Source organism: Solitalea canadensis DSM 3403 (assembly GCF_000242635.2).
Classification (GTDB): Bacteria; Bacteroidota; Bacteroidia; order Sphingobacteriales; family Sphingobacteriaceae; genus Solitalea; species Solitalea canadensis.
Genome location: NC_017770.1, coordinates 417,823 through 437,889, shown reverse-complemented (window position 1 = coordinate 437,889; position 20,067 = coordinate 417,823). Strand labels below are relative to the sequence as shown.

The window sequence follows — 20,067 nt, the reverse complement described above, 5'->3', positions numbered from 1 at the left end:
TTTATTTTTTTGAATTATTATTTTAGCGATATACTCTGATCAAAAACCTTATGCTTGGACAGCTATTATTTGTACTTATTGCAGCAGCCGCTATTTGGCTTTTCACCCGCAATGTGATGAAAATCCGCAGGAACATCATGCTCGGTAAAGACATCGACCGAACGGATCATACTGCTGAACGCTGGAAAACCATGGCAAGAGTTGCCCTGGGCCAGTCTAAAATGATGGTTAGACCTATTGCAGGATTCCTTCACATCCTCATTTATGTAGGTTTTGTAATCATTAACATAGAGATGCTTGAAATTGTAATAGACGGCATCTTTGGCACTCACCGTATATTTTCTTTTTTAGGTAGCTTCTACGGCTTCCTTATTGGGTCATTTGAATTTTTAGCCTTAGGTGTACTTACTGCTTGTGTGGTCTTCTTAATCAGAAGGAACATTATTCATTTAAAACGTTTTTCTGGCGTGGAGATGAAAGGATGGCCTGTAAGCGACGCGAACTATATCCTAATTGCTGAGATCTTATTAATGACGGCTTTTTTAACCATGAATGCCGCAGATTATAAACTACAGCTGCTTGGAGCCCATCACTACATTCAGGCGGGATCATTCCCTGTCAGTGCAGCAATTGCCGCCATTTTACCTGATAGTGAAACTGCTTTAATTTTTGTTGAGCGTCTCTGCTGGTGGTCCCATATTGTGGGCATATTTGCTTTCTTAAACTACATTCCATATTCAAAACACTTTCACATTGTACTAGCATTTCCAAACACCTGGTATTCTAATTTGAATAAAAAAGGAAAGTTCACCAATATGCAGTCTGTTACTAACGAGGTGAAAGCAATGCTTGATCCGTCTTTTACCCCTCCTGCAACAGATGGTGCGCCCGGACGTTTCGGCGCAAAAGATGTTACTGACCTAAATTGGGTTAACCTAATGAATGCTTATTCTTGTACAGAATGTGGTCGCTGTACATCTAATTGTCCTGCTAATATGACCGGTAAGTTATTATCTCCACGCAAAATAATGATGGATACCCGCGACCGTCTGGAAGAAGTAGGAAAAAATATTGATAAGCACGGGAAGGATTACCAGGATGGTAAAGCGTTATTAGGTGATTATATCACTCAAGAAGAACTTTGGGCGTGTACCACATGTAATGCATGTACTGAGGCTTGTCCGGTTAATATTGATCCGTTAGCGATCATTGTTGAGTTGCGCAGGTATTTGGTTATGGAAGAATCCAACGCACCAGCAAGCATCAACAATATGTTTGGTAACGTAGAAAATAACCAGGCTCCGTGGAAATATTCTCCATCAGACAGAACAAACTGGATCAATAATTAAGCATTTATTAAAAACAAAGACAACTGAATAAATAAAGTCCGTCTTTTAAACAGATAAAATTACAATGGAACTCCATATAAAAACAATGTCGGAAATGCTGGCTGCAGGCGAAGAACCAGAATTATTATTTTGGGTTGGGTGTGCAGGAAGTTTTGACGAACGTGCTCAGAAAATTACCCGTGCAGTTGCAACAATCTTAAACAATGTAGGAATCAAGTTTGCCATTTTAGGAACAGAAGAAAGCTGTACCGGAGACCCGGCTAAACGTGCAGGAAATGAATTTTTGTTTCAAATGATGGCAATGACCAATATTGAAATTTTAAACGCCTACAACGTTAAGAAAATCGTTACTGCTTGTCCTCATTGTTTTAATACTTTAAAAAATGAATACCCTGAGTTAGGTGGTAATTACGAGGTTATTCATCACTCTCAGTTAATACAGCAATTAATTGATGATGGCCGTTTAAAAATTGAAAACGGTGAAACCTTCAAAGGTAAAAAAATCACTTATCATGATCCTTGTTATTTAGGACGTGCCAACGGTGTATACGAGGCTCCACGTGCTGTAATAGAGCAATTGGATGCTGAATTAACAGAAATGAAACGTTGTCGCTCTAATGGACTTTGTTGTGGAGCGGGTGGAGCTCAAATGTTCAAAGAACCTGAGAAAGGGAATAAAGACATTAATGTAGAGCGTACAGAAGAAGCCTTAGCCTTAAAACCAGATGTTATTGCAGTTTCATGTCCTTTCTGTATGACAATGATCAGAGATGGCGTAAAATTAGCCGACAAAGAAGCCGAGGTGCAAGTATTGGACATTGCTGAAATTGCAACCAAAGCCAACGGTTGGACGTAAGCAAGAAACCCTTAAAAATAAATAAGCTTCTCCCAATAACGGGGAAGCTTTTTTAATAATTATAAACTATGTTTCGGATAGGTACTCAAACCCGGAAAACCCATTAGTGGCAACTAATAGTTCAGATTTGGTGAGGTCGTTATAACGACGTAAAAGTAGAACGACTTTATTCGATAAAAAATACCAACTTGTGGGTATTTTAAGTGTCTAAACATTCAACAGTATCAGATCTTCGGCCTTCTTCAATAATTCAGTTGTTGTACGAACATTGAGCTTTAACTTGATATTCTTACGGTGAGTTTCAATGGTATACTCACTTAAACGTTCTGCTACTTCCTTATTCTTAAGTCCCTTAGCTATCAGCAATAACACCTCACGCTCTCTATTGGTTAGCGAAAGTAATGTTTCATCTTTTTTATTCCTCAACGCATCTTTTAATGCATCAATTGTACGATCATAGGTATGAATACAAACACCCAAGTCAACCAAAACACAAAGCATATCAGTAGCAATGCCACTATTATCTTTTTGCAAAGAAGTGGCCCAACCCGCAAGCCATTTCCAATTAGCATCGTTGGCTGAACGAACTCTGAAAACTCCTCCAAAATTTACAAGAGGTTGCTGGCTTAACAAAAGCTGGCTTATTTGTGTCAAATGTTGATCATCGGGATGAACCAAGGTTCCACAAAAATCACTGCCTAAAGCAATAATTTCATTTGCCGACAATCCAAACATGTTTTCCATGTATTGATTACACCAAGTAACACTTTCTGTTTCATAACTTGCAGTATACAAGCCCACAGGCATTTTATCTACAAGTTCTTTAAAAAATATATGCTCATCAACCGTCGTTAATGCTTGTTTCCCTGTTTGCAAGTCCTTTTCTTGCCTATTTTCCTCCATGTTAATCAGTTTACGGTAGTGTATTCAGAATTTTAAATCATTTTATCCAGGGATAATCGTATACGCCATTCTTTAGGATAATAGTTATTAAATCTATTCCCCACTTTTTTTACCCAGCCCAGCCCGATACCATTATAGGTTAATAAACTCCATCCTTCTATCGCTTTTTCAAAAACCTGATCGTCTTTGCGTAAAAACTTCAAAGCAGTTTCTTTATTAACCTCAATGACCGAAAAATAATTTTTGTTTAGCTCCCCAAACAAGGCTAAAGCATGCTCTGGCCTGAACTCCTTTTTGGTTAACTGACCCACTTCAACACCGGCATAAATCACATTTAACGCATCGATCAGGTATTCAACTTCTTTGCTTTTTATTGCCGGAAATAAAGACACCATATCATTTTTAAGAAAGTACTTCCATTTTTCAGGCATGAGAAGTAATCCACTGAACGGAGCTATGGCTTTAGCATCCATAGGAACGAATAAGCTTTTACCTTTTTTCTTAGGGTACTTAAATTCTTTTCCGAGTTCACCCTTCTTTCTAACGATAGCAAGGAAAAACCCTTCTCCTTGTGTTTCATGAGGATAAAAACGATAACCTGTAAATCCTGAATGTGTACTCTCCTTTATTCTCCAGTTATCATCAAGCTTTATGGTAAGATTCTCGGCTTCATAATTTTCACATAGCCATGCAAGGTTTTCTTCATTCTCATTCGGGCTATAGGTACAGGTACTATAAATTAACACACCACCTGGCTTTAAAGATGACCAAATATCTGCTAAAATGCGGCGTTGACGTTGTGCACATAATTGTACATTATCTTCTGACCATTCATCAATTGCTGATTCATTTTTACGAAACATTCCTTCACCTGAACATGGAGCATCAACAACAATACAATCAAAGAAACCTTTAATATCTTTAAAGTCTTTCGGATCATTATTTGTTACCACTACATTACCTGTCCCCCATTTTTGAATATTTTCAGATAAAATAGTAACTCTACTCTTAATGACTTCATTGGAAACAATTAAACTATCTTCATCAAACAATGCGGCTAAATGAGTTGACTTACCTCCTGGTGCAGCACATAAGTCCAGCACATTGAAACCACTTCGTTCAGAAAAAACCTGTCGAACCGCCTGTTCAACAAACATTGAGCTTGCCTCTTGTACATAATAAGCTCCACCGTGAAGTAAAGGATCTGCTGTAAACGAAGGACGCTCCGGAAGGTAATAACCGGTTGTTGTCCATGGAATAGGTTTATAAGCAATATCAAATGGATATTTATTCTTATTGACTCGAATGCTAACAGGAGATTCTGAACTAAGGGAATCAATAAACTTTTCAAGTTCGGGACCCAAAAATTCAGCCATACGTAATTTAAACGGAGGAGGTAGTTTCATAACCAAAGATAATTTTTTTAGCTTGAAGGGAAGAGTTTAATGGTCTTGTATGTGTAAAAGATTGCATTATTTTGCAAACAAATACTGCTTTTACGTTTTATTAATATAGATCGTTATAGCTAATCATTCAACTAAAACTAATACTATCTTTGTAGCATGAATACATTCAGTGACAACTCAAGAGTTTGGATCTATCAATCAAACAGAGAATTAACAACCGCGGAATTTGAAACATTGCAAAATAAATTAACTGCCTTTGCAACGGAGTGGACGGCCCATGATAATTTATTAAAAGCAAAAGCGGAGGTTAAATATAACCGTTTCATTATACTAACTGTTGATGAAAGTCAGTATGGAGCAAGTGGATGTTCTATTGATAAATCAGTGAGATTGATGAAAGAAATTGAAAACGAATTGAATATCAATCTGTTTGACAGATTCAATATTGCTTATAAAATAGATCAGGACATCTATTCTGTAAGTCGTGACGAATTTGAGAAACTATTAACAAACGGAATCTTAAATGAACAAACAATAGTATTCAATAACCTTGTAAAGTCGAAAGAAGAACTTACTACCATGTGGGAAGTTCCGTTAAAAGAAAGCTGGCATAATCAGGTTTTTGCATCAGCACTTTCTAACTAATCAAAGAAACCAGACTATCAGTAGAGCTTGCACTGCTACAAACAAAAAACTTATAACAATATATTCAAATTTAGAAAAAGGGTAGTGCTTGTTAGATTTCATAGGAGTTTGAATTAAACTCAATGTTACTACATATATCTGAGTATTTCAACACTGAATGTCAGGTATTTATACGCAATTTATATTCATAATAAATAAGGAGGGCCGGAAAAAGTGATTTTCCGGCCCTTCTTATTTAAACATTTTTTATTACTCAAAGTCAATTGGTCCAAGCATACGCATAAACCTCATGATCCGTTTTGTTTTCTTTTTTACTAGTGCATTAGGCCGTGTAGGCGACCATTTCAGCGGGTTTGGTAAAATTGCAGCAATTGATGCGGCTTCCTTTTTGCTAAGATCAATTGCAGCTTTATTATAATATTCATGGGCTGCAGCTTCTGCCCCATAAATCCCATCCCCCATTTCTATCACATTTAAATAAACTTCCATAATCCGTTTTTTAGACCAGAAAATTTCAATAAGAAATGTAAAATAAGCCTCAAAGCCTTTTCGAACGTAGGAACGACCTTGCCATAAGAATACATTTTTAGCTACTTGTTGCGAAATAGTGCTTCCTCCTTTAATCTTTTTCCCTTTCTTCTTAGCATTATAAACCCAAGCCTTCTGCATTGCATCCCAATCAAAACCCATATGTTCCATGAACAACTGATCTTCTGATGCAACAACAGCCTGACGTAAATTTGGAGATATTTTATCGAATGAAACCCAATCCTTTTCCAGCTTCATTTCTTTACTATCAGCTTTCTGTTCAAAACAGCGCTGCATTTGTAAGAAAGTAAGCGGGACGGGAACAAAGCGATAGGTGATTACCCAAAGTATAGAAATGGCAAAAAACCAGAGTGCAGCTTTACCTAAAAAACGAAAGACTTTTGACATAGTGCACAAAAATAATAATTCACATTTTCTCTGTTCATATTAACAGCGAAAGACAATGCATTAAATAACAACAAACTGCTTTTCAGCAAATTAAAATAAGGTTAGTTAAGCGGGATAGCCTGCAGTTCCACTTTGCCAGAGATATTACACATGGCCGCTATTTCAGTAGTAATGATATCCATCTGAGAACGGATGAGTTCATAATCAAGTAACTGACGTTCCATTTTCTTTTGCTCTTCCACATTTGCTGTTGCAACAGATTCACGAATGCTAACTATTCGTTTATCTATATCCAGGAAAAACCTCGTAAAAGAGTGTCGAACACAAATTAGCTGATCATTCTCCAATGATTCGGATAAATCATGCAATAAATTAGCACATTCATCAATCAGTGAATACGTAATAGGAAATTCAAACTCTTTACTAATGCCAGGCAATATTGCTCCAAATGCGGTAATCTCTCTGGTAAGTTTTGCATTATAAAAAGCAAGATTTTCACCGAACGCTATTAATGTTTTACTTGCCCCGGGTTCATACTTAACCTTTTTTAAAGCTTCAGCCATATTAAGATTAGCCACTTCTGCTTTTCTTCTTAGTCCAATTAGCCGTGCATGAAAACCGGTTTTCTCCTTTAATTCATGACCAATCTGCATTAGGTAAACTCTATTAGCCTTTATTGCATGTCCTAAGAAATGCCCCAATTTAACATGCTGCCATTTCGGCCATAGCAGGTAAGCTGAAGCTACAGCGATAACTCCTCCTAAAATAGTATTCATCATCCTGTAAAGCCCAATATGCCAGTCATAGGGTAAGGTAAGGTCAATAAGGGCTACCAGTTCTATTGTTAAAAAGAATACAGCAATAGCATAATTACGCGCCTGAAAGTAAAAGAATAAGAACAGACAAATAGCTATAACTATAAATATTACATATTCATATTTTACGTAATGGATAAGGAGACTCCCTATCAACACACCTCCTAATGTCCCCAGAACTCTGTCCCAAGCCTTTAACCTGGTAGAACTAAAATCAGGCTGCAACACTACCATTACCGTAAGTGCAATCCAATAGCCCCGTGGTATCTCAAAGAAATAATATAAGAAAAGGCAGAAAGTTGCAATTACTGTTAAACGTAAACTATGCCTGAACAACTCTGAATCAGCGGTGAACTCAGACAATGTATTTTTCCATTGAGACTTAATGGAAATACTTGGCTGAAATTGTGTCACAAACGACAGTTTTTTCCGCTTCTCATCCAATTTTTCAATCCAGTTGAGTGCGGTATGTAAATAACTGATCGAAGACTCAAACATATAGATCACCTTCATTACTTCTAACTTATCTTCAATTGGTAATCCAGCTGCATCCAAACGCTTACGAATAATAAGAACCATATTCTCCACACGCTGAATACGAATTTTCAGCAATTCCTCATCTTCATGAGATTTTGACAATAAGTAATGACCAACAGTTGATCCGGCCAGTTCTAATGTTTGAAAAGTATTTTTGAGGGTAGGCATCAGGAAACTTAAACGTTCATGCTTACCTACCTGAACCATTTCATAAAAAAGGGCCATGGCAGTTGAACCAAATCTTGATCCTGCTCTAACCACTTTTAATAATTCACGTCGAACGGAAACTAGCTTAGAATCTCCCTTACGCAAATAAGGCAAGAGATCATTTATTGCCACACGCAGTTTTACTTCCTCTTCATTAAGTTTGGTTTCAGCTTCATGTTCATCCTCCTCACAAAGCGCCGGAACCATTCCCATAATAGAAGAGCTGATTGTCCACGGTTTGGAAATAGCAATATCATAAGGCAATTGAGGATTCAAGAGCCACAAAATAATTACCCGTAAAGTAATGGAAAGTGCACCGCCTAATAATACTGCAATAGCTCGTTTCTCAGCCATGGCTTGTGTATTAGGACCATACAAGGCTAAAAGAAACAATACAACGGCTAAGGTACCTAAGGTAAGACCATGATCACCCAGGCCCCTGGCCATACCCGACAAAAAAGCCACCACAACCAAAAAGGCCATTGCGGCAATCATATTTCCACCGGCAATAGTACCTAAGAAAGTAGCAACAGCAACTGCCAATGTACCTAAGATCATTACCCAAACTCTGTGAGCAAACGACCCAGTTACCCTTGCCCAAGATATCAGCTCAGCGGCAAGTCCACCATAAACACCAATATCAACATGACCCGTTAATTCAGCAACCACCAAAAAACCAACCAAACTCACCATTGAAACCAATGCACGGGTTATGTCGGGGTTTTGCCGTTCACGATTAATAAATGTACGCGGATTAGTTATATATGTTTTTAAAAGCACAAATTCAGGTTTATTGATGTAAAACGATTGCGTTAAAATAGAATTTAGATTTGAGATATGAGAAATGGGATGTGAGATTTCTTTCTAAAACTATTAATCGTTTGCAAAAGGTCCGTTTCTCTTACCAACAAAATAAAAAACAAAAAACGGTCTCGGCTTAGCCGAGACCGTTTTTTAATATTATAGAATCGAAATTATTCTGCAACAACTTCGAAAGGCACCTGAACTTTAACTTCTTTGTGTAAGTTAACATTTGCAATGTACTCACCAATGAATTTAACATCAGTTTCGAAAGTGATCTTACGACGATCAACTTCAAAGCCTAATTTTTTGATAGCTTCAGCAACTTGTAATGCATTTACAGCACCAAAGATTTTACCGCTTTCACCAGCTTTAGCACCGATAGAAAGTTTAACATCTTTTAGGCCTGTAGCAATAGCTTCAGCATCTTTTTTCAATTTATCTTGTTTAAACGCAATTTGGCGTAAATTTTCAGCCAAAATTTTGCGGTTGCTATCGTTTGCAATAACTGCGAAACCTTGAGGAATCAAGTAGTTACGAGCGTAACCTGGTTTCACATTTACGATATCGTCTTTTTCGCCTAGCGCTTTAACGTCTTGTTTTAAAATTACTTCCATTGTAGCGCCCTCCTTATTTTAAACCATCGGTTACGTAAGGCAAAATAGCAATATGACGAGCACGTTTAACTGCCTGAGCTACTTTGCGTTGGAATTTTAATGAAGTTCCTGTTAAACGACGAGGTAATACTTTACCTTGATCGTTAATGAATTTTAACAAGAAGTTCGCATCTTTATAATCGATGTACTTGATACCATTTTTCTTGAAACGGCAGTACTTTTTACGGTTATCCTCAACTTTTGGAGGGGTAACGTATGAAATGTTCTGATTTGCCATTATGCTACTTCTCCTTCTGATTTTTTAGAAGCTTTCGGAGCCAATTCACCTTTACGTTTACGCTCTGCATAAGCAACAGCGTGCTTATCTAACGCAATAGTAAGGAAACGCATTACGCGCTCATCACGTTTGTACTCAACTTCTAATTTGTTAATTAATTCGCCTGAAGCCTTAAACTCGGTTACAGTATAATAACCTGTAGTTTTTTTCTGGATTGGGTAAGCCAGTTTTTTCAAACCCCAATTGTCTTCATTGACAATCTCGGCTCCGTTATCAGTCAGGACTTTCCTGAATTTGGCAACAACTTCTTTCGAAGCTTCTTCTGATAACAACGGGGTAAGAACGATTACGCTTTCGTAACTCTTCATCTGTTGTACTTAAATTAATTAATTTTTACCTATAAAAGGGCTGCAAATGTAGACATTTTTATTTTGAATTTCAAGCGTGTAACTAATTAAAAATCATTTATCACTTTGGTTCTTTTCAGCAGGGATTCTACAAATATATATCTTTGAAACATTAGAACATTTTGATTTATGACGCTTGAAGAATACAAAAACCAGTTTACTGAAGAAGATGCAGTAGGTTGGTCATTTATTGATCAGAGGATTGAAGAAATCTATGTAACCCAGGAACCTCGTCATTATGCGCCTGCCTTGCATTTTTCTATGGGAGGAAATGACCCTATCGACGGTTCCAGCATTTATGATTCGGATAACCAGGAATTTCACCGACATATTATCAGCTACGGTATGTCTGAACTTTATTATGACGAAGAAAAAGTTGGTGAGCAGTTTAGCAAATGGGGATTTGAGTTTACCTTCAGAATAAAACCATTCGAAGAAGATAAAACAGACCCTTTATGGGCCATCGAAGTAATGAATAATTTGGCTCGTTATGTATATGAAAGCGGCCGATGGTTTGAAGAGAATCATTTTGTGCCGGCGAACGGACCAATACGTTTAGATACTGATACAGACATTGTCGGATTAGTATTTACCCTTGATCCTGAATTAGGAAAATTAAACACTCCACATGGTGAGGTATCCTTCTTACAAATGGTTGGAATTACTTCTAAAGAATTAGAGCGACTCAGAGCTAACCCTACTACCGAGGAAGTCGCTAATCTTATTGAAGAAATGAAGATTAATAATCCTTTATTAATAACTGACCTTAACCGAAGATCCTAATTACTTTTTCTTTATTCCTTATTATTATCTATAAAAAAACCGAAGGCATTAAAAAATGCCTTCGGTTTTTTCTAACTGCTATTTTACAACTATTTTTTTCTAAGGATGCAACATCTACCCAAAGCCGCTTGTCATTCGATTAAATACAACAAATTGATAAACAAGATAATAAACCCATTGTTATAGTAATAGTGAAGTTACACCATCACAATAGCCATGTTACAAAAAATATAGTACTATGTGTAACCTTGTACCGTACCTTTGGGTCATACTACCAACAACAAACAAATTGACAACTAACAACTTAATTCGATATGAAAACGCTCTTTAAAACCGTAACCGTAGTTAGCATCGCAACCTTAACTGCTGTAGGAACTACACAACTTAATTTTTCTTCGCGTTTTAATACCACTGAAAAAGGTACAACTCCAACTTTTGATATTATCATGCCTGCCGAAGCAAATGTATTAGCTAGCAATCAGCAAGCATCGGCATTAAATTATACAGCTGTGGGTCTTAGTACAGATCTAACTAATACTGTTGCTTTTGAACCTTCTTCGGAATTTTCAGTTTCATCATTAACATTAATGGATGAAAGTTCAACACTAAAAGCTTCAGACCTTCTTATAAGTTACGGCGCCGAAAGTTCAGTAGCTCTTGACGAGTTAATCCGTTTTGAACCTGAAATAGTTGATGTGAGTGATCAATTATTCTTAGATGAGGTAATTTCATTCAAGCCATCAACTGATGTTGCTACTGAAAATATTGCAGAACCTATGGATATGGATGATCTGATTAAATTTAATCCTGCCGAAGTTAATCATGAAAATATCGTTGAGCCTGAATCATCTATTAATCAACTGATCAAATTCGAACCGGTTTTAGCTGCCGAAGTAATTGAGCCTGTTAATATTGATGAATTGGTAAAATTTAAAGTTTCGGACTGCCAGACTTCAATTATTGAAGAACCTGTTATTAGTTCACCCTGCAATTACATCACCGAGTTCAATACTGGTCTATAAATAAAATCATTAGCGTAATTCATATTTCAGAGGGGTAAAACTCATGTTTTATCCCTTTGTTTTTAAGCCTTAAAAAAAGGAGAGAATTTTTTTTTACATTTTTTCGGTACTATGTGTAACCAAGTACCTGTTAATGTAGTCATAGAATAAAACAACAAATAAATAAACAACAACAACTTAACACAATATGAAAACTCTTATTAAAACCATAACGATAGTAAGCATTGCAACTTTAACAACTGCAAATTCTCACTTTAATTTTTCTTCTCGTTTTAATAGCAGCGAAAATGACACTACCTCAACTATCGATATTCGCTTTCCTGCGGAAGAACACATTTTTGTAAGTAACGAATTAACCTATCACCCAACAACTGGAAACACAGCTGGAACTTTAACTGAACTTGTTAAATTTATTCCTACTGACCATTCATCAGACATAGACTTTCCAGTTCATGAAGAATTGCAAAGCGAGATAATTGCATCAACATTATTAATTAATGATGCAGCTGAGCAAACTATTGAAGAATTGATTCACTTTACTCCTTTAGCAATTGAATTTAATGAACAATCATTGATTGAGGACCTGATCTCTTTTAAACCAGCAACAATTGAAATCGAAAACATTGTTGAACCAACAAGCGTTGAGGAATTAATAAAATTTACTCCACGTGAGATTAGCAATGAAGAAATCGTTGAACCCTTAACCGATTTGGATGTTTTGATCAAATTTATTCCATCTGATCCTGCAATGACCGAAATTGAAAAGCCTACAATTGAGGAGTTAGTAAAATTCAATCTAAATGAACAAGTAACTACAACAATTGTAGAGCCTTTGGCTGAATAAGCTAACAATAGTTAACAACAAGTAACTCATTTTTTACAAGGGAGTAAAGCTTCGGTTTTACTCCCTTGTTTTTTAACCGTTAAGCAAATTTATTTGATCAATTTATACACCAAAAACTTACTTAATTCCCCATCCGTTTAATCTGAAGATAGTATATTTACGCAAACCGACAGTTGTAACTCACAGTTTTACTGCAGGTTCATTGTTTTATAATTGCTAACCAGTCTATTAAATCTATCTTCTAAATCCACTTAGAAGATATGGCTACAGGACTTAAATTTTTGATCAGGCCGATGATTCACTTACCTCATCTTATAACCGACCTTGCTCTTATTTTAGCCTCCGCCGGGGTAACCATGTTAATTTTTAAAAAATTAAAACAACCTGTTGTTCTTGGCTACCTGATTGCTGGCTTGTTGGTCGGACCTAATTTCACGCTGTTTCCCACTATCTCAGAAATTGACAGCATAAAAATATGGGCTGAAATTGGTGTTATCTTCCTATTGTTCAGTTTAGGCTTAGAATTCAGTTTTAAGAAACTTGTTAAAGTTGGCGGAAGCGCATCCATAACCGCTATTGTTGAGGTTATTTCAATGCTAGGTATCGGCTATTTAACCGGTATACTTTTAGGCTGGAACCAGATGGATAGTATATTTTTAGGGGGGATTTTATCAATTTCATCAACTACCATTATTATCAGAGCATTTGAAGAACTTGGGGTAAAAAGCCACAAGTTTGCCACAGTTGTTTTTGGGGTGTTAATTGTTGAAGACCTCGTTGCTATACTTTTATTAGTATTATTATCAACTTTAGCCGCCAGTCAGCAATTTGCCGGTGATGAAATGCTGATGTCGGGTTTAAAACTCACCTTTTTCCTTGCCCTTTGGTTCCTGGGAGGGATATTTCTGATTCCAACATTTCTCAAAAAAGCCAAAAAATTAATGAATGATGAGATGTTATTGGTGGTTTCTCTTGCATTATGTTTATTGATGGTTTTGCTGGCAACTGCAGCAGGTTTTTCTCCTGCATTGGGAGCCTTTGTTATGGGAGCGATTTTAGCAGAAACCACAGCAGCAGAAAAAATAGAACATTTGGTTAAACCTGTAAAAGATCTTTTTGGGGCCGTTTTCTTTGTTTCTGTCGGGATGCTTATTGATCCAAAGATATTGGTAGACTATTGGTTTCCTGTTTTGATCATTACAGTTGTTACTATTTTCGGTAAAACGTTAAGTTCGGGTTTAGGCGCATTATTATCCGGACAAACGTTAAAGCATTCTTTACAAGCTGGAATGAGTTTGGCGCAAATCGGAGAGTTTTCATTCATTATTGCCACGTTAGGATTAAGCTTAAAAGTAACCAGTGATTTCTTGTATCCGATTGCTGTAGCTGTTTCGGCTATCACCACATTCACAACGCCTTATTTTATTAAATTAGCAGAACCTACTTATTTAGGCATTAACAAACTACTGCCTGAAAAAGCAAGGAATGCCTTAGCCCGATATAGTGCCGGATCACAAAGTATTTCCGGAACCAATAACTGGAAAGAGTTCCTGAAGAAATATATATTCATTATTGTTACCAATTCCATTATCATAATCGGGATACTTTTCTCTGTGAAGTACCTTACGCCAAAAATTAATAATGATTTTGTAAACGGTAATTACGGAGATATCATCATTATTGTGGTTGCACTCTTATTGATGAGTCCGTTCCTTTGGGCACTGGCTGTAAAAAAAATCCATAGTACTGCCTATAAACAATTATGGATCGATACGAAATATAACCGCGGTCCACTCATTACACTTGAGATCGTAAGAGCTTTGCTGGCAATAATTTTCATCGTTTTGCTTATTGGTCAATTTTTCTCACCAATTGTATCAATTATTTCCGCGGTAATAATAATTGGTATCAGTGCCATTATTTTCTCTTCCCGATTGCAATCTTTCTATAGCAAGATAGAGAGCAGGTTCCTGGCAAATTTAAATGCACGGGAAATCAGTGAAGCAGCTAAACGAGCGGATGAATTAATGCCATGGGATTCTCATTTAGCTTATTACACCGTAAAACCCGAATCTGATGCAGTTGGTAAAACACTGATAGAACTCTCCTTACGCGAACATTTTGGCGTTAATGTAGCACTGATTGAACGTGGAAAAATAAAACTCAAGATTCCGGGAAAAGATGAACGCCTTTATCCGGGAGATCGGATTGCTGTTATCGGAACCGATGATCAATTAAAAAACTTCGAAGAGTTTATAGAAGCTACAAGCTATAAAGAAACTGATGCGAACGGACAATCTGTTTCGCTTCATCCGATTACAATAAATGCCCATTCACCACTTTTAGGTAAAAGCATTAAGGCTTCAGGCATAAGAGAAAATGCATTTAGTTTAGTAGTTGGGGTTGAACGGAATAATGAACGGATACTAAACCCAGACTCATCATTTACATTTGAGAAAGATGATATCGTTTGGATTGTAGGTGACAAAAAAACCGTCCAATCAGTTATCAAAGGCGAACCTTCTTAATCTGTAAACGAATTTATTTTGTAAACGAATGTGCAAAAACCTGCACATTCGTTTTTTTATGATTGTTTCATAGCTAATTAACTGACATGGATAATCTCTACTTGCAGTTGGCGGAAAGTATTTCTATTTTCGTTGCAAATGGAAAATTTCATTGTATCGGCACGAAAGTACAGACCCGACAAATTTAACAGTGTTGTAGGTCAGTCACATATAACCAATACGTTAAAGAACGCAATTAAAACCGGACAATTGGCTCAGGCCTTCCTGTTTTGCGGTCCGCGCGGTGTTGGAAAAACAACCTGTGCCCGTGTGTTGGCAAAAACAATCAACTGCCAAACCCCTACTGCTGATTTTGAAGCTTGTGGTGAATGCGAGTCTTGTCTTTCATTCAAACACGGAAGTTCAATGAATATTCATGAACTCGATGCTGCTTCAAACAACTCCGTAGAAGATATCCGAAGCCTGGTAGAACAAGTTCGTTATGCTCCTCAGGCCGGAAAATATAAGATCTATATCATCGACGAGGTTCACATGCTTTCAACAAGTGCATTTAACGCATTTCTAAAAACGTTGGAAGAACCTCCTTCTTATGCCATTTTTATTTTAGCAACCACTGAAAAGCATAAGATTTTACCGACTATTCTTTCGCGTTGTCAGATCTTTGACTTTAACAGGATCAAAGTTGAAGACATTGCTCATCACTTAGAATATATTGCGAAAACGGAAGATGTAAAATTTGAACCGGACGCCTTACACATTATTGCTCAAAAAGCAGATGGTGCCATGCGCGACGCCTGTTCAATGTTTGACCAGATTACTTCTTTTTCGCAGGGAAATATTACGTACAAAGCAGCTATCGACAATCTGAATATTTTGGATTATGACTATTATTTCAGAGTTACCGATGCTTTGTTAACTGAAGATATTTCTAAAAGCTTATTGATTTTCGACGAAATTCTGGATAAAGGTTTTGACGGAAACAATTTTATCAACGGTATCTGCAGCCATTTCCGCGATTTGTTAGTGTGCAAAGATCCTGCAACGGTAAAATTATTGGAAGTGAGTGAAGGAATCCGTCAGAAGTACTTAGAGCAGTCGCAAATAGCACCTGTTTCTTTTTTACTATCAGGACTAAACATCGGAAATCAGGCCGACCTTAACTATAAAGGCAGTAAAAACCAACGTTTACAAGTTGAATTAGCATTGATGAAAATGTGCCATATCAGAGCAGCATTAAATCTATCTAATGGTCAACTTCCGCAAGCGGAGGTAAAAAAAAAACCTGATACCACAGTAAAAGTTACGGAGACAACAACGGTTACTTCAACACCTGCTGTAGAAAGAACCGTTGTTGCTACCAATACATCATCCTCAGTTACTGCAGCCACCTCAACTACTTCATCAACTGTAAACAGCAGTTCAACGGCTAAAAAAACTCCTGTTGCTGGAGGTATGGGCTCTTTAAAAATTCCTTCAATTAAAAATTTGAGTAGTGTAGCAGCCTCTCCACAAGAAGAAGAAAAAGCCGTAGCCATTAACTTGGAGCCTACAGAGGTAAAAAACAATCAGGATTTTACAGAAGAACAGTTTTTACGTTATTGGACAGATTACGCAAGTTTTGCCGAAAAGGACTCAAAAATTGGGCTGCATACGGTAATGACCGTTAACAAGCCAAAACTTCGCCCGGATTATACCATTGAAATTACTGTAATTGATAAATATCAAACAGATATTGTAAATGATGAGCGTATAAATATTCTACGCTTCTTAAAGCAGCAGTTACAGAATAACACCATAAAAATTGAAACAGTAATAGGTAAAGGTGATGAACAAGTAAAGAAAACACTTTATACATCAACTGATAAATTTAAATACCTGGCCGACAAAAACCCTAACCTTCTTGAATTAAGAAGACGAATGGACTTGGAAATAGACTTTTAACAATAAAAAAGGGAGCTTAAAGCTCCCTTTTTATTTATTGTTTCTTATTTGTGGTATCCTGAACTGCTTCTTCCTCCTTGTACTCCGTCTCCAGTTCTTTCTCATCTTTAGTTTCTTTGCCCAGTTTAATTTGGGGCTCATCACGAGTACCCATAATTGTCATTGGAATACCAATAATACCCAATGGGGGCAAGCCCAAACGGAATTTAAAATTTAAACGGCCATCAAATGTTGTTTGACCTTCAATTTTAGGACGGAAACCTGCAATCCTGAATTTGGTTGGTTCCACATGGATCACATTATTTTTGATTGATGTTTTCAGCTCCATTTTCTTTAGGTTTGGATTATTAACATCCTCCCTACCCGTGCTCTTACTTATTGCTGTAAACATCTTTAAGCCTGCAATCTTAACATCCTTAATTGAAAGCACCCCTGCTCCTTCGATTGAAGGATAAATAGGCATCATATCCGCATTTAAACGGCCTTTCAATTTATAATCAAGAGAAACGACTCCTTGTGCCTTAGCTGCTGCAGGTGCCAGATCATGAAATAGTTTTATTTCCTTATATGCACGTTGTACATCAAAATCTTTAGCATTGATTTGATATTCGAAATAACCCTTTTTAGGGGTTACACTTCCGTAGGTAGCATTCATTACAACTTTACACCCAATAAGGTTAAAACCCGTTTCATTGAGTACAATCTGACCATTCTTGATATTCATTTTACCTTTACAACTGTCGATATTCAATGCATCATATTTAACTTTTTTGGCCAGCGCATTAAAAGTCATATCAAGATTCTTGGGAACGATGATCACACCACTTTCACCATTAGGAGCTGCAGTCTGATCTCCAGAAAATGCCATAAACTCATCAACAAGCAAATAGTTCGATTTCAGATCGAAAGTTCCCTGCAGCATCTCATCTTTTAAAGCATAGTTGATAAGGTTATTCATGTATCCATTTAATGTAATATCAGACTTACCATATCTTGAATTAAACTGATCGAACCATATTTTATCGTCTTTAAAGCTGAATATGCCATTTTCAATAACAAGCGGTTTGGGAAACAATTCTGACGTTAACGCAATATTCGAAAGTTTCAAAGTTCCAGAATTCCTCAATCGGTCATACAAACCTTTTTCCGCATCGCTTTGTCGCCCTTTTAAAGATAATCGAGCGTTGATCTGGCCATCTAAACCAATACCTTTCTGCGAAAAAACCTTATAGATCCTTCCTATATCAATAATCCCGTTAGCTTTAATATCATAAGCCAAGTCATCAAAATTTACCAGATTAGCTTTTAATGTAAATGGTTTCCCTTCAAACTGAAACGTTAACGGATTAATTGCAACCTTAAGACCGTTGAGTTGACCATTATTATTAGTAGCTGTTGAATTGATTTCAATATTTTCTATTGGATGCGGATAGTAATTCGTTTTTACATAACCGTTTTTTAACGTAATAAGTACTTGTGTTTGAGGAAATTGTCTGGTCTTTGGATCATATTTCCCTTTGGTAACCACGTCCATTTTTAACAGCCCTTTTAAATCAACGCTGTCGATTGGATACACCTGTTTTAAATCATCAAGATTGAAATCTGCCTGCAGATTAGCCTCCATTGGAAAACCTTTTGCACCATTAACCCTAAGAAACCCTTTTATAAAGTTCTTTAAAACAGTTGCATTAAGGTTATCGATACTAAATGTGGCATTTTTAATATTATTGTCGGGGCAGGACCCATCCACATTGAAACTTATATTGTTGATTGACTGAGGTAATGAGGCATATTTAAAGTACCCTTTTTGCAAAGAAGATTTTAACGTGAATTTTGGAATACTCAAAATTGCCGTATCTTTTCTCAAAGAATTAGGATCGGGACCAACCTTATAATATCCATCAGCAAGCAAGTGCAACGTATATTTCCCTTTTACATCAAAATCTTTAATTCCATATGCTTTCTGCCATTTATCCAGATCTATTTCAGAATTAATGTTGGCATAAACATAAGGTTCTTTCAAACCCTTTACCGTAATGATGGAACTGAAATAATCCTTATCAATATTAAAAAACAATGAATCAATTTTCAGGTACACACTGTCGGGGTTTAAACCAGGCAGTTTAGCATCCATATTCAGAAATAAATTTTTAATAGGAGAAGGCACCTTTTGATTGGCTATTAAACCATTACGAACTTTCATATTGAGATCGAAAGTTGGCATAAGTTTTTTCTCCGAAATGAACTTCCCTTTCAAGCTTGCTACCACATCGGTAATACCATCCACCTGCGTTTTCTCCAACCATTGCTGATACTCCGGCGGAAACGCTGTAAACAAATCGTATAAATTAGCTCCTTTAGTAGTCAGATTAAAGTCCATATCATAACCGTTCTCCAAAAACTCAAACTTTCCGTTAAACTGAACAGGAAGCTTATTGATTTTCAGGTCGTTCTTTTGGAACAATAAGGCCAATGAATTGGTATTAATACTGGTAATCAAACTGGCATTTACTTCTTTATGCAGGAAATAGGGTACACTGTCGAAATAAAAATCCAGCGAATCAATTTTGGCTGTTGTATAAAGATCAAATAGATCTTTACTAAGGTCGCCCTTACCGGTATAATTAAACCCTTTAGCATTAATTAGCATAGGCAGCGAACGATCATTATAGACCAAATGACTGTTTGTTATAAGTATTTGTTCAATTTTTAACGACAAACTAGAGCTATCTGTTTTTGAAGCAGCTGTCGAGTCAATCTTAGGAACATATACATTGTAATTTGCCAAACCATCTTCATTTACAAGGATGTTGATATTAGCATTAGAAAGAAAAATTTGGTCAACCCTTAATCCTTCTTCAAATAAGCTCTTTAGATTAATACCCAAAGCGATTTCCTTTGCGCCAACCAATGTTTCTTTAGTGTAAGGAGCTGATCCTTTAAGATCAAAATCACTTAAGGTTAAAGTAAGTGCAGGAAAATGATGAAAAAAGGATAAGCTAACATCCGAATAACTTAACTCACCTTTTAGATTTTTATTAGCCCAATCTTTGATTTTTGCAGAAATGCTGTCCTTAAAAAAGAATGGTAAAATTAACAACAAACCAACAACACTAACCAGTGTAATACCGGTAATCTTTAGTACTTTAAAGAGAGTAGAACGGAATTTAGAATTCATAAAAGAAAAAAACAG

The 20,067-nt window shown here is 36.5% G+C and carries 16 protein-coding genes; 8 read left to right on the top strand and 8 right to left on the bottom strand.

Annotated elements, in window-relative coordinates; all coding sequences use genetic code 11:
• The first annotated feature begins 50 nt into the window (after window positions 1–50).
• The gene (locus SOLCA_RS01680; RefSeq protein ID WP_014678716.1) at window positions 51–1,349 is read left to right on the top strand and encodes a 4Fe-4S dicluster domain-containing protein; all 1,299 of its coding nucleotides are present in this window, start codon (window positions 51–53) and stop codon (window positions 1,347–1,349) included.
• A 64-nt stretch (window positions 1,350–1,413) separates the two neighbouring features.
• Window positions 1,414–2,205 carry a (Fe-S)-binding protein gene (locus SOLCA_RS01675; RefSeq protein ID WP_014678715.1) on the top strand — a complete coding sequence of 264 codons (792 nt, stop codon included), beginning with the start codon at window positions 1,414–1,416 and terminating at the stop codon, window positions 2,203–2,205.
• Between the two features lie 207 nt (window positions 2,206–2,412).
• On the opposite strand, the gene SOLCA_RS01670 is transcribed toward SOLCA_RS01675, so the two are convergent.
• Both SOLCA_RS01670 and SOLCA_RS01665 read right to left on the bottom strand, forming a co-directional pair.
• Window positions 2,413–3,108, bottom strand: coding sequence for a LuxR C-terminal-related transcriptional regulator (locus SOLCA_RS01670; RefSeq protein WP_014678714.1), 696 nt, complete (start codon window positions 3,106–3,108; stop codon window positions 2,413–2,415).
• A 32-nt stretch (window positions 3,109–3,140) separates the two neighbouring features.
• Window positions 3,141–4,514: a methyltransferase RsmF C-terminal domain-like protein gene (locus SOLCA_RS01665; protein ID WP_014678713.1), complete on the bottom strand. Its 1,374-nt coding sequence runs from the start codon at window positions 4,512–4,514 to the stop codon at window positions 3,141–3,143.
• A 156-nt stretch (window positions 4,515–4,670) separates the two neighbouring features.
• Here SOLCA_RS01665 and SOLCA_RS01660 point away from each other — a divergent pair, with 156 nt between their 5' ends.
• Window positions 4,671–5,159 carry an ABC transporter ATPase gene (locus SOLCA_RS01660; RefSeq protein WP_014678712.1) on the top strand — a complete coding sequence of 163 codons (489 nt, stop codon included), beginning with the start codon at window positions 4,671–4,673 and terminating at the stop codon, window positions 5,157–5,159.
• 249 nt (window positions 5,160–5,408) lie between these two features.
• On the opposite strand, the gene mtgA is transcribed toward SOLCA_RS01660, so the two are convergent.
• The 5 genes from mtgA to rpsF all read right to left on the bottom strand — a co-directional run bounded on the left by mtgA (window position 5,409) and on the right by rpsF (window position 9,717).
• Complete coding sequence (gene mtgA / locus SOLCA_RS01655) at window positions 5,409–6,095, bottom strand: monofunctional biosynthetic peptidoglycan transglycosylase (RefSeq protein WP_014678711.1); 687 nt, start codon at window positions 6,093–6,095, stop codon at window positions 5,409–5,411.
• 101 nt (window positions 6,096–6,196) lie between these two features.
• Window positions 6,197–8,434: an FUSC family protein gene (locus tag SOLCA_RS01650; RefSeq protein ID WP_014678710.1), complete on the bottom strand. Its 2,238-nt coding sequence runs from the start codon at window positions 8,432–8,434 to the stop codon at window positions 6,197–6,199.
• Between the two features lie 194 nt (window positions 8,435–8,628).
• A complete protein-coding gene (gene rplI, locus SOLCA_RS01645) occupies window positions 8,629–9,072 on the bottom strand; it encodes a 50S ribosomal protein L9 (protein ID WP_014678709.1) in 444 nt (147 codons plus the stop codon).
• A gap of 13 nt (window positions 9,073–9,085) precedes the next feature.
• A complete protein-coding gene (gene rpsR, locus SOLCA_RS01640) occupies window positions 9,086–9,349 on the bottom strand; it encodes a 30S ribosomal protein S18 (RefSeq protein ID WP_014678708.1) in 264 nt (87 codons plus the stop codon).
• The gene (gene rpsF / locus SOLCA_RS01635) at window positions 9,349–9,717 is read right to left on the bottom strand and encodes a 30S ribosomal protein S6 (RefSeq protein ID WP_014678707.1); all 369 of its coding nucleotides are present in this window, start codon (window positions 9,715–9,717) and stop codon (window positions 9,349–9,351) included. The genes rpsR and rpsF overlap by 1 nt, the downstream gene beginning before the upstream one ends.
• 168 nt (window positions 9,718–9,885) lie before the next feature.
• Between rpsF and SOLCA_RS01630 the strand changes: the two genes are divergently transcribed.
• From SOLCA_RS01630 to SOLCA_RS01610, 5 genes are all read left to right on the top strand, one after another.
• Window positions 9,886–10,539, top strand: a complete 654-nt coding sequence (locus SOLCA_RS01630) for a suppressor of fused domain protein (protein WP_014678706.1) — start codon at window positions 9,886–9,888, stop codon at window positions 10,537–10,539.
• Between the two features lie 314 nt (window positions 10,540–10,853).
• Window positions 10,854–11,561 (top strand): hypothetical protein, encoded by a 708-nt coding sequence (locus SOLCA_RS01625; protein WP_014678705.1) that lies wholly within the window; start codon window positions 10,854–10,856, stop codon window positions 11,559–11,561.
• Between the two features lie 187 nt (window positions 11,562–11,748).
• Window positions 11,749–12,405 carry a hypothetical protein gene (locus tag SOLCA_RS01620; RefSeq protein ID WP_014678704.1) on the top strand — a complete coding sequence of 219 codons (657 nt, stop codon included), beginning with the start codon at window positions 11,749–11,751 and terminating at the stop codon, window positions 12,403–12,405.
• Window positions 12,406–12,665: 260 nt separating this feature from the next.
• Window positions 12,666–14,933 carry a cation:proton antiporter domain-containing protein gene (locus SOLCA_RS01615; RefSeq protein ID WP_014678703.1) on the top strand — a complete coding sequence of 756 codons (2,268 nt, stop codon included), beginning with the start codon at window positions 12,666–12,668 and terminating at the stop codon, window positions 14,931–14,933.
• A gap of 138 nt (window positions 14,934–15,071) precedes the next feature.
• A complete protein-coding gene (locus tag SOLCA_RS01610; protein ID WP_014678702.1) occupies window positions 15,072–16,874 on the top strand; it encodes a DNA polymerase III subunit gamma/tau in 1,803 nt (600 codons plus the stop codon).
• A gap of 34 nt (window positions 16,875–16,908) precedes the next feature.
• Here SOLCA_RS01610 and SOLCA_RS01605 read toward each other — a convergent pair whose 3' ends face one another.
• Window positions 16,909–20,052 carry an AsmA family protein gene (locus SOLCA_RS01605; RefSeq protein WP_014678701.1) on the bottom strand — a complete coding sequence of 1,048 codons (3,144 nt, stop codon included), beginning with the start codon at window positions 20,050–20,052 and terminating at the stop codon, window positions 16,909–16,911.
• Window positions 20,053–20,067: the final 15 nt, after the last annotated feature.

Coding starts and splice junctions, on each gene's coding strand:
- SOLCA_RS01680 (WP_014678716.1), top strand. CDS start 51: ATGCTTGGACAGCTATTATTTGTACTTATTGCAGCAGCCGCTATTTGG.
- SOLCA_RS01675 (WP_014678715.1), top strand. CDS start 1,414: ATGGAACTCCATATAAAAACAATGTCGGAAATGCTGGCTGCAGGCGAA.
- SOLCA_RS01670 (WP_014678714.1), bottom strand. CDS start 3,108: ATGGAGGAAAATAGGCAAGAAAAGGACTTGCAAACAGGGAAACAAGCA.
- SOLCA_RS01665 (WP_014678713.1), bottom strand. CDS start 4,514: ATGAAACTACCTCCTCCGTTTAAATTACGTATGGCTGAATTTTTGGGT.
- SOLCA_RS01660 (WP_014678712.1), top strand. CDS start 4,671: ATGAATACATTCAGTGACAACTCAAGAGTTTGGATCTATCAATCAAAC.
- mtgA (WP_014678711.1), bottom strand. CDS start 6,095: ATGTCAAAAGTCTTTCGTTTTTTAGGTAAAGCTGCACTCTGGTTTTTT.
- rplI (WP_014678709.1), bottom strand. CDS start 9,072: ATGGAAGTAATTTTAAAACAAGACGTTAAAGCGCTAGGCGAAAAAGAC.
- rpsR (WP_014678708.1), bottom strand. CDS start 9,349: ATGGCAAATCAGAACATTTCATACGTTACCCCTCCAAAAGTTGAGGAT.
- rpsF (WP_014678707.1), bottom strand. CDS start 9,717: ATGAAGAGTTACGAAAGCGTAATCGTTCTTACCCCGTTGTTATCAGAA.
- SOLCA_RS01630 (WP_014678706.1), top strand. CDS start 9,886: ATGACGCTTGAAGAATACAAAAACCAGTTTACTGAAGAAGATGCAGTA.
- SOLCA_RS01625 (WP_014678705.1), top strand. CDS start 10,854: ATGAAAACGCTCTTTAAAACCGTAACCGTAGTTAGCATCGCAACCTTA.
- SOLCA_RS01620 (WP_014678704.1), top strand. CDS start 11,749: ATGAAAACTCTTATTAAAACCATAACGATAGTAAGCATTGCAACTTTA.
- SOLCA_RS01615 (WP_014678703.1), top strand. CDS start 12,666: ATGGCTACAGGACTTAAATTTTTGATCAGGCCGATGATTCACTTACCT.
- SOLCA_RS01610 (WP_014678702.1), top strand. CDS start 15,072: ATGGAAAATTTCATTGTATCGGCACGAAAGTACAGACCCGACAAATTT.
- SOLCA_RS01605 (WP_014678701.1), bottom strand. CDS start 20,052: ATGAATTCTAAATTCCGTTCTACTCTCTTTAAAGTACTAAAGATTACC.